Here is a 17,344-nt window from a genome sequence, read left to right as displayed (position 1 = left end):
ACCGACCTGGGCAGCATCTGCGAACGCCGTGTCGCACGCCTGATCGATCCGACTTTGTCGTGGGGCTTGCCGCGTAACCTGATGAGCGGGGTGCGTGGCGTCAACACCGGTTATCCGGTGGTGCAATGTTCGTTGAGTTCGCTGGTGATGGAAAACCGTACCCTGTGCATGCCGGGTAGCGTTGACAGCATTCCAGCCAAGGGTAACAGTGAAGACCACGTCTCGAACTCGACCTGGTGTGCGCGCAAGGCGGCGACGGTGGTGGCCAATACGCAATACATCATCGGCGTCGAAATGCTGCTGGCGGCGCAAGCCTTGACCATGACGGAAGATCTGTTGCCAGGCTTTGTGCTCGGTAAGGGTACGCAAGCTGCGTATCAGGAAATCCGTCGTCAGATTCCTGCTTGCCTGGAAGGCGATCGCTGGTTCCACAACGATATCGTGGTGGCGCAGTCGTTCGTAGTCAGCGGTTCAGTGCGCAATGCGGTGGTCAAGCAGATCGGCGAGTTTGCCTGATCCAAGTACCTTGAAATGAAAAATGAGCCACGACAAAGTGGCTCATTTTTTTTGTAGGGTGGGCATGAATGCCCACGCGTGACCGTGATAACCGGAGTACAAACCCTCGTTGCACGGAAACAGGTATGTGCCTGGAGTGAGTTCCGCGTGGGCACAAAGACGTGCCCACCCTGCTCCTTTCTTATTTCTAGCGTTATTGATCAGCACCGCGATGCCTCATCGCTCCTCAGCGATATGTCCACTAAGCCCCCCGTCGCCTTCCCCCTATCCTGAAATTTTTATTTACATCGGGAAATTTTCATTTACATTGTAAATAGGAATCATTATTATTCGTATTAACTAAATTTCTCAACGGAGAAACGAAATGGTCCATCACAGCATCCTGAACAGCATCGGCGATACGCCAATCATTCGCTTGTCTCGTCTATTCAACGATCCGCACTGCGAGGTTCTGGCCAAGTTGGAAATGGCCAATCCCGGCGGTAGCGTCAAAGACCGGCCGGCGCGCTATATCGTCGAGCGCGGGCTGGCCGACGGTTCGATCCAACCAAATGCGCATATCGTCGAAAGCTCTTCCGGCAACCTGGCCATCGCCTTGGCCATGGTATGCAGGATCCACGGTCTGTCCTTTACCGCAGTCGTCGATCCCAAGATCTCACCGACCAACTTGCATATCATCCGCAGCTACGGCGGCAAGGTCGACATCGTCACCGAAAAAGATAGCCAGGGCGGCTACCTGGAAACGCGCATCAAGCGCGTCAAGCACTTGCTGCATGAGCAGCCGAACAGAGTCTGGATCAACCAGTACGCCAATGAGCGCAACTGGCAAAGCCACTACCACGGCGAAGGCGAAGAAATACTGCGACAACTGGACCGTCCGGCTGACTACCTGGTGCTCGGGGTAAGCACTTCCGGTACCTTGCACGGCATCGCCCGTCGCTTGCGCGAAGCGTGGCCGAATCTGAAAATCATCGCCGTCGATGCGGTCGGCTCGGTGCTGTTCGGTACCCCGCCCTATCCGCGCGATCTGCCTGGCATCGGCGCCAGCCGGGTACCCGAGCTTTTGCAGCGCGATGAAATTACGCAGGTCATCCATATCGACGACTACCAGTCAGCCATCGCCTGCCGCCAGCTGGTGGCACGCGAAGGCATTTTTGCCGGCGGCTCGTCCGGCTCGGTCATCGCCGCCATCCAGCACCTGGCCGCCGGTTTACCTCGACCGGCCCGGATCCTGACCATTCTGCCTGACCGCGGCGACCGCTACCTGGATACGGTCTACGACGATGACTGGCTGGCTCGCATGCAAGAACGTCACGTGATCCGCACCACCGACATTTCCATCAACACCACTACCGGACAAACAATATGACCAGCAACACCACTGCGATCTCCGTCTCCTCTGCCCCGCACCTGCTCTATCTCAGCCGTGCCGACCTGCTAGCTCTCGGCGGGGGCGCCTCGCAACCTTACGTCGATGCTATCGGCACCGGCCTGGCAGCGCATGCCCGTGGCGACTACGTGCAACCACTCAAACCCTACCTGCGCTGGTCGGGCGCCGACCATATCGCGGACCGCATCATCGCCATGCCCTGTTATATGGGCGGTGAACAGGCGGTGGCGGGCTTGAAATGGATCGGCAGCCGCCAGCACAACCCGGCCCGCTTCGGACTGGAGCGCGCCAGCGCAGTGATTGTCTTGAACGATGCTCAAACCAACTATCCGATCGCACTGATGGAAGGCGGGCTGATCAGCGGCATGCGTACTGCAGCCATCACCGCTGTCGCCACCCGCCACCTGGCGCGCAGCGGTTTTACCGAGGTTGCCTGCATCGGCTGCGGTCCGATCGCGCGGATGCAGATGCTGACACTGCTGGAGCAGTTCCCGTCGATTTCCCAGCTCCATCTGTTCGATCTGTCGCCAGCCGCCGCCGACTCTCTGGCGGTCACGCTGGCAGAGCGTTTTCCTCGCGTCGCTTTCGTCCGTGCAGCGTCGGCCGAAGCCGCTGTGCGCGCAGCCGATGTGGTCGTCACTTGCACCGTGGCCGATGCGCCTTATCTGACTTTCGACTGGCTCAAACCTGGAACCTTTGTCAGCAATGTCTCGATCATGGATGTCCATAAGGACGTCTACACCAAGGCCGACAAGGTAGTGGTCGACGACTGGGATCAATCCAACCGCGAGAAAAAAATCATCAACCAGCTGGTGCTGGAAGGCCGCTTCAGCCGCGAGAAATTGCATGCCGAACTGGGCCAGATCGTCATCGGCGAAAAGCCCGGCCGTGAAAGCGACGATGAAATCATCCTGCTCAATCCAATGGGCATGGCGCTCGACGATCTGGTGTGCGCACGCCATTTCTATCATCTGGCGCAGGCCGGCGGCGTAGGCACTCAACTGCCGCTATACGGCTGACACGCATGCACGCAGCTTCCGCACATCCCTATCGGCAACGGCTGGCCCAGGACCTGTTTGACGCGCTTTGGCTGGAAGACCTGTACGGCTTTCGCACTCACTGCATTTTCCACCCTGCTGCCAACGACAGCGCCGGCGACAACCATGCAGCAGTCCTGGAAGTTGTACTCGATGCCACCCGTTCGCTGCACTGGCACGGCAAGCGGGCCAGCGGCTTGCGGCCGTTCCGGGTCGCTGACCTTCCTGCGGCATTGCATACTGCAACGCTTGCCATCGAACTGGAACTGGTCAAGGCAGTCGAGATATTGCAAACGGCGGACTGGTGGCAAGACCGGATGGGCCGCTGCGTCCGCTTCTTCCGTCTGGCTTTTCAACAAGCCGCCTTCGCCGCAGAGCACGAACCGGCTATCCTGGCCCGGCTCGATGCGGCGCCAGACCAGCTACTGTGCTGGGAAACCTTGAGCTGCCTGAAAGACCGGCCCTTTCATCCGCTGGCGCGCGCCAAGGACTGGGGCAACCTGGATGGCAGTCCCTACACCGCCGAAACCATGACCGCCCTGCTGCTGCATTGGGTGGCGATACCACGCGATCAGATCTGCGGAACTGCCTGCGCCGGGCAACCTGTGGCCGCAGCCCTGCTAGACGCGGTGCAGCAAGATACACTGTTGACCAGAGCTCGCAATTGCGGCGCCGACAGCGATGCCTATTTGTGGCTTCCGGTTCATCCATGGCAATGGATGTGGTTGAAGCAGAGCGCTGCAATTTCGGCGCTGAACACCTGCATCGACCTTGGAAGCGGTCTGGGAACAGCAACACCAACCGCCTCGCTCCGTTCGCTCGCCGTCAGCGGATACCGAGATACTCACCTGAAGCTGGCACTTTCGGTTAACGCGCTGGGCGCGGTGCGCACGCTGCCACCGCGCTATCTGCACAACGGCATGCTGGCTAGCGCTTGCCTCGAACAACTGCGCCAGCGCGACGCCTGGCTGGCGACACATCTCTTGCTGTGTGACGAAAATCGCTGGTGGGCGCTCAAGCAACATCCACAAGAGCATGCGCTTGCAGCTGAACCGGGCGAGTTGGCCTGCCTGATCCGAAGTTATCCGACACTCCCCGGCGCCACGCTGATCCCGATGGCAGCCTTGCCAGTGCCGACCGCCACCGGTGTCTTGCCGGCATTTGAATATTTGCTTGGCGCCTCTGCTCATGAAGCAACCGCATGGGCGTTGTTCGACGATATTGCCCGCATGCTGCTGGAACTGGGCCTGCGTTGCCTGGCCCAAGGCGTGATGCCGGAAATGCATGGACAAAACGTGGTACTGGTTTGCCGTGGGCAGAAAATTGTCTCGCTGCTGCTGCGCGACCATGACACCTTGCGTATTTGTCCGCCACTGATGCAAGCGCAAGACGTCGCTATACCGGCGTACGTGATTGATCGCAGCACGCCCAATACGCTGGAACTGGACGACCCGCGCGCACTGCTGAGCTACCTGCAAACACTGGCAATCGAGGTAAATCTGTACGCCATTCTGGCCGCACTGTCCGAACGTTATGGGCGGGACGAAGCGCATGGCTGGCAGCTTGTCCGCATCGCACTGGAAGACTGCCTGATGCGTGTGCCGCTGCCGGCACAGATCGCCAGCCAGACCCGGAAGCTGCTGCTGGATGAAACCGACTGGCCGTTCAAGCAAGTGCTGGCGCCGTTGCTTGGCCGCGCCAGCTTCAGTACCGGCATGCCGAGTGCAACGGGGCGTATCGGCAATCCCTTCCGTAACGCGGCATAAGCATGAACACGAGTAGAAAAACAGGCAAAAGCGCAGGCGCAAATTCCCGCAATCTGGCATTGCTGCTGACCTGTCAAGCCGTGACCACGCTTGGACTCATGATGCTGGTGCCGATCATGCCCTTGTACATCGCAACGCTGATACCGGCCAATACGGCGGATGTGGTCGGCGCCGCCCGCTGGAGCAGCCTGGCACTGGCGGCGCCGGGGCTAGGCACGCTGTGCTTCGCGCCCTACGCCGGCAAGTGGTGCGACCGCTTTGGCTACCGGCGCATGCTGCTGGTATCGCTGACGCTGTTCATAGTAAGCATGTTGCTGATGGCATTGAGTCCCGGCATTACCGGCTTCATGCTAGGCCGGCTGCTGCAGGGCGTCAGCACCGTCGGCGTGGTGCTCACCGCCTTCATCGGCCATGTCAGCAGCGACACATCGCGCGGACGTTCTCTCGGCCTGCAGGAAAGTGCGATTGCCTGCGGTGCGCTGGCCGGCCCGGTGCTGGGTGGCTTGATGCTGGATTACTGGTCGCTCAGGCCGCTGCTGACCGCCAGCGCCTTGGCGACAGGCTTGGCTGGCGGAATACTCTGGAGCCAACTAAGCGAACCGCCAAAAACTGCGGCATCAGGACCGGCGCAATTTTCTGGTTTGCGCAGCGTACTGGCCGATCGCGAATTGCGCCACTGGATGCTCGCCGTGTGCCTGACCCAGGCGGCAGGATTTGCGCTGATCAATGTTTTCGCACTGTATATTGCGGCGCGCTTCCCTCAAGCCGGTGCACTGGCCAGCAAGACAGGAACGCTGCACGCGCTGGGCTGGCTGGCGACGATGCTGGCCGGCCCATTGTGGGGTCATCTCGGCGACCGCGGCGAACCTCGTCGTCACTTCATCCTTGCGGCTGGCGCATGTGCACTGGCCATGGGGCTCTTGACGATCGCCGATCAGCTCTGGCTGGTGGCGCTGCTGCGCGTCATCCAGGGCGCCTGCTACGCCGCGTTGATGCAATCAATGCTACTGGCCTGCAGCCGTCAATTGCCGGCTTCCGCTTATGGCCACCTCACCGGGATCAGCCGCAGCTTCATGGTTCTCGGCCAAATGCTGGGTCCGTTGCTGATCATGCTGTTGCTGCCGATCCTGGCGCCGATCCATCTGTTGTGGGCAGTGGCCACACTATTCCTGAGCGCAGGGCTGCTGGTCCTCAGCGGCCGCCGGGCTGCCCTTGCCTCTCTCCTGCAAAGTTAAAGAAAGGATTTTGATGTTTTCGCATCTGCCGCATCCACACCACCTGAGTGCCATCGACCGCCGTCTGCTGGAACAATACCTCAATACCTATTGTCGGGAAACCGGTTGTGCCGATCCGCGGCCTGTTTCGACAAATGCCGAGCCGGAGGCCTTACAGGCGCAATTTGCCGCGTGGCGAGATGTCGGGCTGATGCCGTATCTCGTGCCATTCGCAGAGACCGGTTATCAATTGGCCGGTGCATTCACTTACTTCTCACTGATTGGCTATCATCGTGTGGCGCCGTTCGCCTGGATTGGACGCCATGGCGACTGGCGGCCTTTGAAGGATGTGACGCCTGTGACCGACCTGATAGCCGATGCGCTCGCAAGCATGAGTGAAGCACCGGCCGCCGACACGGAACGCTGCCGCAACCGCCTGCAAGCACTGATGCGCAATAGTATCGGCAAGGTGCGCCACTTTCACCTGCACGTGCCTCCGCTGCCCCGCTCCTCGTTCGTGGTGGCTGAACAGGGCATGCGTTTCGGCCACATCTTCCATGTGACGTCCAAGGCTTCAGACGGCTTCAACGAAGCGGATATGCAACATTATTCGCCAGAGCTCGGCGCTTCATTCCGCCTGCATTATTTCGCAGTGACAGCAAGCCTGTTAGAGGTGCGCGGCGTGAATCGAAAAGCGATGCCGATCGATCCCGCAGTGGCCAGTTTCGCCGAAGGCTTGCTGGTCGACGGCGAATACCGGCTGTTGCCTTGCCATCCATGGCAGGCTAATTATTTGCTGGGCCTGCCAGAAATCGCGCCGTTGATAAAAAGCGCCGCCATCATCTCTCTTGGACCGCTGGGCGAACTGGCCTGGCCGACCTCTTCGGTGCGCACCGTGTGGCTACCTGCTCAGAACATGTTTCTCAAGCTTCCGCTGAATATTCGCATTACCAATTTCATCCGCAACAACCCGAGCGAGCAGGTAACAAGGGCGCTGGATGCCAGCCTGGCGCTGACGCTGCTGCCGCCGAACGTGCGTGAACAAACGACCTTCCATATTCTGCCGGAACTGGGAAGCCAGACCTTGAAATTGCCAAATGAAGCAATTCGCGCGGCCAGCGCGGTGGTGTATAGGCAAGCCATGCCCGAGTCCGAAGCCGAACAGATCCAGGTGCTTGCCGCATTGCTGGAAGAGCCCGCCAAGGGTGAGATCCCGCTACTTATGCTGCTGCGCCAGGCGGCAGCGGAATCGTCACAGGACGCACCGGATCCGGCAGTCGTCCGGCAATGGTGGCAGCGCTACCTGGACGTCACCCTGTTGCCGTTGCTGCAGCTGTTCTCCGACTACGGCATCAGCCTGGAAGCGCATCTGCAAAATACGATGGTGGCTTTCCGCGACGGCTGGCCCGTGCACGGCTACGCGCGCGACATGGAGGGTGCCAGCATCAGCCGCCAGCGTTTCCCGTTCTGCGACCGCCTCCCTGTCGACAGCCCGGCGCTGTATGACGACGAACAGGCCTGGCATCGCTTCCGGTATTACGTCCTGGTCAATCACATCGGCCATATGATCGCCTGCCTCGGACGCACCGGACTGATCGAGGAAGCAACATTGTGGCAGGACACGGCGCGACGCCTGCTAGACAGCAAAATCCCACTTGCGCGGCAATTGCTGAAGCAGCCTACGCTGCCAGCCAAGGCCAACATGCTGAGCAGCTTTCACCAGCAGGGCGAACGCCCGATCTGGATCCAGATTGCCAATCCCCTTCACCGCTTTCAGAGATAAGCCATGCATCCAACCGAATATCACAATCTGATCGCCAGCCCGGCCTACCGACAAGCCAGTCGCCGCGTTTTGCGCCAATTGCTGGAAGCCTTGTTGTTCGAGGATGCCTTGCCGCACGCCGAATGGCAAGATGGGCAAGATAGACAGGGCAATACCCTGACCGTACCCGGCCGTCGCAGCGATGGCGGTACGGTCAGTTATCAATGTCAGGCGCAACGCACTTTCAGCTTTGGCCGCATACGGGTGACGACGCCACTGCTGCGCTGCAGTGGCAATGACGGTAATGGCCAGACAGTAGCCGAAGAGGCTGGCGATCCAGCGCTGTTCCTGGCCGAAATCGCACCATGGCTGAACGCCGATGCGGCGCGGCTCGAACAGTTTGCGGCGGAATTGCTGGCGACCCAGGTCAAGGATGCGCATACCTTGCATTCGCGCACCGGCAACGTGCTGCGCGGGTCTGACTACGATACGCTGGAAGCGCGCTTAAGCGATGGCCATCCCTACCACCCGAGCTATAAATCGCGCCTTGGCTTTACGCTGGAAGACAATGCCGCTTACGCACCGGAAATTGCCAGCGCTGTGGCACCATTGTTGCTCGCGGTACACCGCGAGCACTGCCGCTGGGCGTTCAGCGCTACGCCCGCATCTGCATTTGCAACGACTGCGAGCAACTTGCTCAGCGACGCCGACTACCGGCAGTTTCGCGATGAACTGATCCGCCGCGGCCTGAATCCGGAGGATTATCTACCGCTACCAGTCCACCCCTGGCAATGGAACGAGGTGATACTGCCGACCTATCATCAGGCGCTTGCGCGCGGCGAGTTGCTGGCGCTGGGACCGTTGCTGGCGCGCTACCTGCCGCAACAATCGATCCGTACCTTGAGCAATGCCAGCGACCCCCGGCAACTATCGATCAAGCTGTCGATGAACCTGGTCAACACCTCGACCTCACGTGTGCTGGCCCCGCACACGGTGCAAAACGCAGCTCCCATCAGCGACTGGTTGCAAACACTGGTTGCCAACACCGACTGGCCGCCGCCTCTGGCGCGTCCGGTATTGCTGCGCGAAGTGGCCGGCGTCAGTTATACCGCGCCGGCGCCGGCGCAAGGCCAGTATGGCGCACTGGCGTGCATCTGGCGTGAGAGCGTACACCAGCATTTGCTGCCGGATGAAGCCGCAGTGCCGATGACTGCCGTGCTGCACATCGATGCCGACGGCCTGCCTTTGATCCATCCGTGGGTGCAGCGTTACGGCCCGGAAGAATGGCTGCAACACTTGATCGAGCGGGCCTGGCTACCCGTACTGCATTTACTGTGGCGGCATGGCACGGCGCTGGAATCGCATGCCCAGAACATGATTCTGCTGCACACCGACGGGCTGCCCTCGCGCGTGGCGTTGAAGGATTTCCACGACGGTGTACGCTTCAGCGCGGCGCTGTTGTCCGGCCCGGCGCCGGTACTCACCACCGCTCCTGCCGAGCACGCGCGTGTCAATCCCAATTCCTTCCTGCAAACCAGCGACGCCGAGGAGTTACGCGACTTTACTTTCGATGCCTTGTTTTTCGTCAACCTGGCAGAACTTGCCTGGCTGTTCGCACGTTTCTACGACATACCCGAAAGCCGGTTCTGGCAAATCACCGCCGGCGTGTTGCGCGCCCATCAACTGCGCCATCCGGAACTGGCGGAACGCTTCGCCCTGTTCGACTGTTTTGCCGATGCCGTTGCGATCGAGTTGCTGGCTAGCCGCCGTTTTCAACCGGAAATCCGCTTGCGGACCCGGCTCGCACCCAATCCACTGGCGCACTTCGCGAAGCCGTCATGTCCTTGAAAGCCCGGCTGAAAAAAAGCGCAACACAGGACATTCCAATCTACGGCTTGTTCTGTTCAACCCCGGCCGCCTTGAGCGTAGAACTGATCGCTGCAGCAGGTTACGATTTTGTGGTGATCGATCTGGAGCATACGCTGACCAGTTCCGAACAATTGGCAGCGATGCTGCTGGCGGCGCGCGCCAGCAGCATCGCTGCATTGGTTCGGGTAGCTGCCCCGCAGCAGGTGGTTCAGGCGCTCGATGCGGGTGCCGAAGGCATCGTATTCCCACGTATCCGCTCGGTGCGGAATGCGCAAGCGGCGGTACGTGCCTGCCATTTTTCGCCGCGCGGCGAGCGCGGTTTGAACAGTACCTGGCACAGCCGCTACGGTCGCGACGACCTGACACAAGCAATGAATGCGGCAAGCGCGGCCACGCTGGTAGTGGCAATGATCGAGGACAGTGAAGGATTGAAACAGGCCGACGCCATCGCCGCCGTCGACGGCATCGACGTTTTGCTAGAGGGTGCCGCCGATCTGTCGCAATCGCTCGGCCTGCCATGGCAAACCCGTCATCCGCAAGTCATGGCGGCGCTGGAGCGCATTCGACAAGCGGCACACGGCTCCGGCAAAAGCTTTTGCGCACTGCCACGTACACCCGAAGATGCTCACGCGGCTTATCAGGACCAAGTACGCATGTTCATTCTCGGTGACGACCGTGGTGTCGCCCGGCGCGCCATGGCCGCGCATTTGAACCAACATCAAATGAAAGATCTTTAAGTAATGAATCGCCTCCCGAATCAGTCCATCAGTCAGCCCGTCAAACACCAACACCTGCGCAACTATCTGGACAGCCGCATAGGGCAGGTTTGCGCCTATTTGTACGATCTGGCGCATTTGCGCCAGCGCGCCGAAATGCTGCGCCACGCACTGCCGCCGCAATGCAGTTTGTTTTACGCGATCAAGGCTAATAGCGACGCCCCGATCCTGCAAACCCTGCTGCATCGCACCGACGGTTTTGAAGTCGCCTCGCTGGGCGAGATCGAAAGCGTGCGCGCCATCGACGGCGATGTCCCGATAGTCTTCGGAGGCCCTGGCAAGACCGACGCTGAACTGGAAGGTGCGCTGGAACAGCGTGTCATGTTGATTCACGTCGAAAGTGAGCATCAATTACGCCGTCTCGACTGGATCGCGCGACGCCGCAATCAGGTCGCTGACATCCTGCTGCGGGTCAATCCGGCACAACTGCCGGCAGATGCCAAGGCAACGCTGCGTATGGGCGGCCAGCCGACCCAGTTCGGCATCGAAGAAGCGCAGATCCCGGCCATGATCGCCCTGGCCCAAAGTTTGCCGGGGGTCCGACTCAAGGGTTTGCATCTGCATGCAATTTCCAACAACCTGGATGCGCGCAGCCACCTGGCGGTGCTCTCGCATTACCTGACGCTGGCGCAAGACTGGCAACAGCGTTATCAATTGCAGTTTGAATGGCTCAACGTCGGTGGCGGGATCGGCGTCAACTACGGCGAAAACCATGCCGATCCGTACGCCCAGTTCGACTGGGAAAGTTTCTGCGGCGGCCTGGCGGCACTCATTGCGACACACCGGCCCCGCTTCCGGATCGTCTTCGAGTGTGGTCGTTTCATCACTGCCGATTGCGGCTATTACCTGGCCGATGTGACCGATGTCAAAACCACACACGGCAAGCATTTTGCGATTCTGCGCGGCGGCTCGCACCATTTCCGTTTGCCGGTATCGTGGCAACACAATCATCCGTTCACAGTGCTGACGCGCGAAGCATGGCCTTATCCATTTGCGCGTCCGACTGTGCGAAACGCCCCGATTACACTGTGCGGCGAACTTTGTACACCGAAAGACACGCTGGCGCGCGATGTCCATGTCGACCAGCTGCGCGCGGGTGACTGCGTGGTCTTCCTGCTGGCCGGCGCCTACGGCTGGCATATCTCGCATCACGATTTTTTGAGTCACCTGCATCCCGAGCGGGTGTATCTGAATACTGAAACGGATACCCGAGACCATGAATAGACTCGACACATCGGGCACACTACTACAGCCGTCACAGCAGGCCATCCATTTTGTCCGGCTTGATCAGATTCGCCCTAACGAACAGCACTATCCAGAACACGCACTGTTCCTGGCCGATACGATCCTGCGCGAGCGACTTTGGCGCGTCCCGGTCGCGCTGGAACGACACAGCCTGGCAGTGATGGATGGCCATCATCGGCTTGAGGCTGCGCGCCGTCTTAAACTGGCGCTTGTACCGTGCCTGCTGCTCGACTACGCGCAGGTCGAAGTCAGTGCAACCCGTCAGGGCTATGTGGGTACACCGCGGGAGATCGTGCGGCGCGCCAGAAGCGGCGAGCTGTACCCGCCGAAAACCACCCGCCACAGCTTCCAATCGCCGCCACCGACCTGCAGTATTTCGCTGTCGTTTCTCACTCAAGCCGTTCCGGAACAGGTTCCAGGAGAGCATCGGCACCCCTAAGTCAGCTTTGCCAGCTTTGCCGGTTTAAACATTTTCATTTCACTGGCCATACAGCAATCAGGTTAAGCGTTATTGCGCAGCATATTGGTTTGTACGGCCGTACTTCATAAGGGATTCATCCATGTCGCAATTTCGCTTTTCCGTATTGGCAAGTGCACTTTCACTAGCATTTTCAGCGCCTCCCGCATGCTCTCAAACGCCACCCGAATCCGAACAGAGAAAAATCGGTTCCGATACAAAACGCCAATCTACATCGACAACAGAGCATGAATTGACAGCACTGGATGTCACCACCCAACGGACAAAGAGCGATTTGATGCGCCCGACGCGCCAGATCAACGTAATCGAGCATGAAGAGTTGGAGGAGCTACGCCAGGGCTCCGGCAGTTTCGCCACGCTGTTGAGCAAAATCATACCGGGCATGGCGGACTCAAGCCACACCGTCAGTGATTTCGGGCAAACGCTGCGCGGCCGGAATATGCTGGTGCTGGTAGATGGCATCCCGCTCAATACAAATCGAGACTCCGCGCGAAATCTGGCTAGTATCAATCCTGCCAGTATTCAACAAGTCGAAGTTCTGCGGGGCAGCAGCGCCATTTACGGCAGCGGTGCGACCGGCGGCATTATCTACGTGACCACCCGCCCGGCCGGCGGCGAGCCCTACGCCGAGACCACATTTTCAGCGACATCGCCGCTATCCCGGGTAGGCAAAGACGGGCTGGGTGGACAGGTTCAGCACTATCTTTCGGGTAGCAATGGCGTCATCGATTACGCACTCGATATCGACATGCAGCATAGCGGCGGCTCTTACGATGGCCGCGGAAATCGCCTGGCGCCGGAACCAAGCCAGGGCGATATGTTCGATAGCAATGCTTATAGCATCGGCGGAAAAATCGGCATGCGCATCGATCGCGACCAGCGACTGCAATTTGCAGCGAGCCACTACGACGCCAGGCAGGATACCGACTACGGGTCCGATCCTGCGGTTGCTAAACTAACCGCGGGAACAGCGACTGCGTACGCCATCAAAGGCTTGCAACTGGCGGATCAAAACCAGATCAGGAACACCTTGCTAAGCGCCGATTATCAGCATCAGGATTTTTTTGGAAGTACGCTCTCCGCCCAACTTTATTATCGCGATTTTTTCACGCGCTTCCCGCCATTCGATGCACGCGCAGTAGCGACCCGCGGCAACAATGTGGATCAAGTGATGCAGAACACCAGCGTGCTTGGCAGCCGTGTGACGCTCAAGACGCCTTTGACTGAGGACAAGAAAACCCAACTGACCTGGGGCATGGACTTTAACCAGGAACGCAGCGACATGCCGACCAACATTTTCGATCCGGCAGCCTACGACGCCAGCGGTGGCCTGGTCTTTAACAAGATCGGTACCCTGACCTACATGCCGTCGCTAACCACCCGCAGCATTGGCGCCTTCGGTCAGTTGCAGCACAAGTTCAACCAGCAATGGTCGGTGGAAGGCGGCGCGCGATATGAACACGCGAGTGCCCGCTTCAACGACTTCATCCCGTTGTCTCAATACCGCATAGCGAATCCGCAAGCGGTCAAAGGCGGTTCAGTCAGTTACGGCTCGTGGTTGCTGAACGTCGGCGCTACGTATTCACCGGTCAAACAGCAGGAATTCTATGCTTCGTTCAGCCAGGGCTTCCAGCTGCCGGATATCGGCCTGCAGATCAGGAATGCCACGCCACGTTTCGACATCGCGTCGTCCAATCTCGAGCCTGTGACAACCAACAATTATGAGTTGGGCTGGCGTGGTGCATTTGATAATATACTGACATCGCTGGCGGTGTTTTACACTACCTCGAAGCTGGGCGACGTACAAAGCTTCAACAATGGTCTGATCTTGACGCGTACCAGCGAAAAAATCCTGGGGGTCGAAGGCAGCCTGGATTATTTACCTGATGATTCCGTGTGGGGTGCGGGTGGCACCATGACCTGGATGCGCGGTCGCGAGCTGCCGCAAAACGCTGTCAGCGATCAGGTCATGACAGGTTATCGCATCCCGCCGCTGAAACTGACCAGTTATATTCAATACAAACCGAACAGCCGCTGGAGCAATCGTTTACAGGCCACCTATTTTGCGGCACGGGATTATCGCCTGAACGGCCAGAACAGCTTTGGCCGCAGGGCAGTCAGCAGCTATACGACGCTTGATCTCATCAGCCGTTACCAGCTTAGCAAAAAAGATACGATTAGCGGCGGTGTCGAAAACCTGCTCAACCGTTATTACTATCCGCTATACAGCCAGCTGATGAGAAATAGTAACAATACCAGCCGCCTGCCGGCCCCGGGAACGGTGCTGAAAGTAAGTTACAGCCATGTCTGGTAAAGGCGACGTTCAACACCACTGAAGATGCGGGAGATGGCGCTAATGAAGTTGCTGCGCGCAATTACGCCAGTGCCACCTGCCCCACCAGACTCTGCAATAGAGACTGGCCGTACAGCCAATCGCCCAGATTGGATTCGGCATTGATATGTCCAAGCGCGCCGGCATCGATGAATTCCGCGCCCCAGACTTGCGCCCAGTGGCGGGCGCGCCGGCTCTCCATCCACGGATCGTTGAGGCTGCCGACCACGATCGAAGGTATCAGCAAGCGTCCGTTCACCGCCGCACTGACATCGAATTTATCCGGATCGGCCGGCGCCACCAGCAAGGCACCGGCCAGATTCGGAATCTCGCTTAAGGCGCTGTGTACCGTAGTCAAGCAACCGAAGCTGTGGGCGATCGCTAAAGTGGGTTGCTCTGACTGGCGCAACTGCTGTTGCATACGCTCCGACCAGACTTCCAGCATCGGTGCATCCCAGTGCGTTTGCTCAACCCGTTCAAAGCTTGGATACAGCCGCTGCCATCGCGATTGCCAATGCAGCGGGCCGCTGTTATACAGCCCCGGCACTACCAGCACGCGAAACGATGAGAGCGTAGTCATGTTTAATTTCTATCAAGTGTCTCTGTCGACGTATCATCTTGCTGCCCATCTTGCCGCAACGGTGCGGAATCGGCAAATGCATGCAGCGCCGCCTGCGGCAGATCCCACAAAAAACCTTGCGCATGCAAGGGATGGGCACTAATCCTTGCCAGTTGCTGCAGCACCTCCAGATCGCGCGCCTTTTCAAGACGCTTGAAAATCACCCGGATTCCACGCGTCGCGCAATTTTCCAGCAAACGCGTAGTCTGCTCATCATGCGTGACGCCGCGCGCATCGATCTTGATCACATCCGGCTTCACCCGTTCCAGCAAGGTCGCCGCTTGCGCCACGTCGTCGGCATTTACCGCCAGCCGGAAACGATTGCGCCGGTAATTGTCCAGTACATAGTTTAGCAGCCAGCCCTGGTTTTCAGTAATGGTTGGCAGCTGCAACACTATCCTGTCATGCGGCAGGCCGAGCAAGTTCAGGATGCGCCGAAACGCCATGCCATGATTACTGTCAACCGCCGCCAGCAAACGTGCGTGCACGCTCAGGTACAAATCGCCAGCCACAGCTTCTTCCTGCCGATAGAAATTGATCGAATGTAGCATGCGGCACAGACGATCCAGCTCGATCGATTCGTCGTCGCTGGCCGCATGATCCAGCAATTTCCACAGATACAGGCCGTTGTCGCTGGCCGAATAACTGTGGGCGAAACCCTCGTGCCCGATGATGGCGCCCTTGCCCGCTCCGGTTTCGATCCGGCGCAAAGGCTGGAATACGCTGGTCAGCGTGGTATTGAAATAACGCCCCTGCGCACGTCCGTCGCCATCCAGCCAGACCCGGCAATCGCTACGGGGTTCGTCGTGATTCGGGTCATCCCTGGCGCCGTTCAAGCGGGCCAGATACTGCTCCAGAGCGGGAAAGGACATGGCTTATCTCGATATTATCAATAGTCGGAAGGAAGATACTCAGATCTTCGCAATCGATACTTCGGTGGCTTTGACCAACGCCACCACTTCGGTGCCGATCACCAGTCCCAGGTCCTTGACCGACCGGGTAGTGATTACCGAAGTGACGATGCCGGCCGGTGTCTCGACATCGACTTCCGACACCACGGTGCCTTCGATGATTGCCTTGATCTTGCCCTTGAACTGATTACGTACATTGATAGCTTGGATAGTCATGATTTTTTCCTGAAAAGATGCGAATGAAATTTATGAATGAAATTGATGAGTGCGAAAGAAATTACAGTTTGGCGATCGATACTTCAGTGGCCTTTACCAGCGCCACCACTTCCGATCCGACCACCAGTCCCAGATCGCGTACCGAACGGGTGGTGATGACTGAGGAGACGATGCCGGACGGGGTTTCGATGTCGAGCGCGGATAACACCTCATCCTCGGTAATGCTCTGGATCCTGCCGCGGAACTGGTTGCGGACGTTAATTGCCTGGATGCTCATGGTTTCTCCTTTGGTGATACGGTTACATCAAAATGACATCAAAATAACTTCAGAATTGCACCCGGATCAGATAGCCCAGCCAACCTGGCTTACCGTCCGTTGCAGCGAGATATCACCCAACGCCGAATCAAGCTGCGGCGCCGGATGTTTCAGTACGCGCGCCAGGATCCGTTCTTCCAGCTGCGCAAAAGCCAGGTTGCCGCGAGCCCGCGGACGCGGCAGGCTGATACGTTCATCCAGCGTGATTTCACCGTCTTCAATCAACAGCACGCGATCTGCCAGGGCAATCGCCTCTTGCACATCATGCGTCACCAGCACGGCGGTAAACCCGCGCTCCTTCCATAACGATTCGATCAATTGCTGCATTTCGATACGGGTCAACGCATCCAGCGCACCCAGCGGTTCGTCCAGCAACAGCAGTTCCGGGTCATGCACCAGCGCCCGCGCCAGCGCTACCCGTTGCCGCTGCCCGCCGGACAACACCGCCGGCCACTCGCTGGCACGGTCTTCAAGGCCGACCTGGGTCAATGCGCGAATCGAAGCCAGGGAAGCGCGTGGCAAACCCAGGCCGACATTGTTCAATACACGCTTCCACGGCAACAACCGCGAATCCTGGAACATGATGCGGATTTCAGGTTTATCGTCACGGGCGCCAAAGCCGATGCTGCCGTTGCTCGGCTGTTCCAGCCCCGCTATCAAGCGCAGCAATGTGCTTTTACCGCAGCCGCTACGGCCTACGATGGCGACGAATTCACCGGCTGCGATCTCGACATTGAGCGTCTTCAATACCTCCCGACCGGCATAGGATTTGGATACCGAGCGCACTCGAATGCCGATGCCACGCCCGGCATTAAGCTGGACTGCAGCGTTGACTTCGGCATTTTCAACAGGATCAATTTGCATCTTCGCACCCACCTTGGATAAATTTTATTTACG

At 58.8% G+C, this 17,344-nt stretch carries 16 protein-coding genes; 11 read left to right on the top strand and 5 right to left on the bottom strand.

Annotated features, from left to right (window positions below; all coding sequences use genetic code 11):
* The 11 genes from BM205_RS15770 to BM205_RS15720 form a co-directional block, all read left to right on the top strand.
* Nucleotides 1-516: aromatic amino acid lyase (locus tag BM205_RS15770; protein WP_175511280.1), on the top strand; the 516-nt coding region annotated here is incomplete at its 5' end.
* Between the two features lie 364 nt (nt 517-880).
* A complete protein-coding gene (gene sbnA / locus BM205_RS15765) occupies nt 881-1,885 on the top strand; it encodes a 2,3-diaminopropionate biosynthesis protein SbnA (RefSeq protein WP_092415818.1) in 1,005 nt (334 codons plus the stop codon).
* Nucleotides 1,882-2,925, top strand: a complete 1,044-nt coding sequence (gene sbnB / locus BM205_RS15760) for a 2,3-diaminopropionate biosynthesis protein SbnB (RefSeq protein WP_092415817.1) — start codon at nt 1,882-1,884, stop codon at nt 2,923-2,925. The genes sbnA and sbnB overlap by 4 nt, the downstream gene beginning before the upstream one ends.
* A gap of 5 nt (nt 2,926-2,930) precedes the next feature.
* Nucleotides 2,931-4,709 carry an IucA/IucC family protein gene (locus BM205_RS15755; protein ID WP_092415816.1) on the top strand — a complete coding sequence of 593 codons (1,779 nt, stop codon included), beginning with the start codon at nt 2,931-2,933 and terminating at the stop codon, nt 4,707-4,709.
* Between the two features lie 2 nt (nt 4,710-4,711).
* Nucleotides 4,712-5,944, top strand: a complete 1,233-nt coding sequence (locus BM205_RS15750) for an MFS transporter (RefSeq protein WP_092415815.1) — start codon at nt 4,712-4,714, stop codon at nt 5,942-5,944.
* 13 nt (nt 5,945-5,957) lie between these two features.
* Complete coding sequence (locus tag BM205_RS15745) at nt 5,958-7,706, top strand: IucA/IucC family protein (protein ID WP_092415814.1); 1,749 nt, start codon at nt 5,958-5,960, stop codon at nt 7,704-7,706.
* A 3-nt stretch (nt 7,707-7,709) separates the two neighbouring features.
* On the top strand, nt 7,710-9,533 hold the full coding sequence (locus BM205_RS15740) for an IucA/IucC family protein (protein ID WP_092415813.1): 1,824 nt from the start codon (nt 7,710-7,712) through the stop codon (nt 9,531-9,533).
* Nucleotides 9,524-10,291, top strand: coding sequence for an HpcH/HpaI aldolase family protein (locus BM205_RS15735; protein ID WP_092415812.1), 768 nt, complete (start codon nt 9,524-9,526; stop codon nt 10,289-10,291). The genes BM205_RS15740 and BM205_RS15735 overlap by 10 nt, the downstream gene beginning before the upstream one ends.
* A 3-nt stretch (nt 10,292-10,294) precedes the next feature.
* On the top strand, nt 10,295-11,554 hold the full coding sequence (locus tag BM205_RS15730) for a type III PLP-dependent enzyme (RefSeq protein WP_092415811.1): 1,260 nt from the start codon (nt 10,295-10,297) through the stop codon (nt 11,552-11,554).
* Nucleotides 11,547-12,014 carry a ParB N-terminal domain-containing protein gene (locus BM205_RS15725; protein WP_092415810.1) on the top strand — a complete coding sequence of 156 codons (468 nt, stop codon included), beginning with the start codon at nt 11,547-11,549 and terminating at the stop codon, nt 12,012-12,014. The genes BM205_RS15730 and BM205_RS15725 overlap by 8 nt, the downstream gene beginning before the upstream one ends.
* Before the next feature lie 121 nt (nt 12,015-12,135).
* Entirely contained in the window at nt 12,136-14,367 is a 2,232-nt protein-coding gene (locus tag BM205_RS15720; protein ID WP_092415809.1) for a TonB-dependent receptor, read from the top strand.
* Nucleotides 14,368-14,428: 61 nt separating this feature from the next.
* Here BM205_RS15720 and BM205_RS15715 read toward each other — a convergent pair whose 3' ends face one another.
* The 5 genes from BM205_RS15715 to BM205_RS15695 all read right to left on the bottom strand — a co-directional run bounded on the left by BM205_RS15715 (nt 14,429) and on the right by BM205_RS15695 (nt 17,311).
* Nucleotides 14,429-14,965, bottom strand: a complete 537-nt coding sequence (locus BM205_RS15715; RefSeq protein ID WP_092415808.1) for an RBBP9/YdeN family alpha/beta hydrolase — start codon at nt 14,963-14,965, stop codon at nt 14,429-14,431.
* Between the two features lie 2 nt (nt 14,966-14,967).
* Entirely contained in the window at nt 14,968-15,876 is a 909-nt protein-coding gene (locus tag BM205_RS15710; RefSeq protein WP_254783911.1) for an EAL domain-containing protein, read from the bottom strand.
* 39 nt (nt 15,877-15,915) lie between these two features.
* The gene (locus tag BM205_RS15705; protein WP_014007003.1) at nt 15,916-16,131 is read right to left on the bottom strand and encodes a TOBE domain-containing protein; all 216 of its coding nucleotides are present in this window, start codon (nt 16,129-16,131) and stop codon (nt 15,916-15,918) included.
* A 61-nt stretch (nt 16,132-16,192) separates the two neighbouring features.
* Nucleotides 16,193-16,408, bottom strand: coding sequence for a TOBE domain-containing protein (locus BM205_RS15700; protein WP_092415807.1), 216 nt, complete (start codon nt 16,406-16,408; stop codon nt 16,193-16,195).
* 66 nt (nt 16,409-16,474) lie between these two features.
* Entirely contained in the window at nt 16,475-17,311 is an 837-nt protein-coding gene (locus tag BM205_RS15695) for an ATP-binding cassette domain-containing protein (RefSeq protein ID WP_092415806.1), read from the bottom strand.
* Nucleotides 17,312-17,344 lie beyond the last annotated feature (33 nt).

The organism is Collimonas sp. OK307, assembly GCF_900113705.1.
Classification (GTDB): Bacteria; Pseudomonadota; Gammaproteobacteria; order Burkholderiales; family Burkholderiaceae_D; genus Collimonas.
The sequence above is the reverse complement of the archived record's forward strand: the minus strand, read 5'-3'. Positions and strand labels throughout refer to the sequence as shown.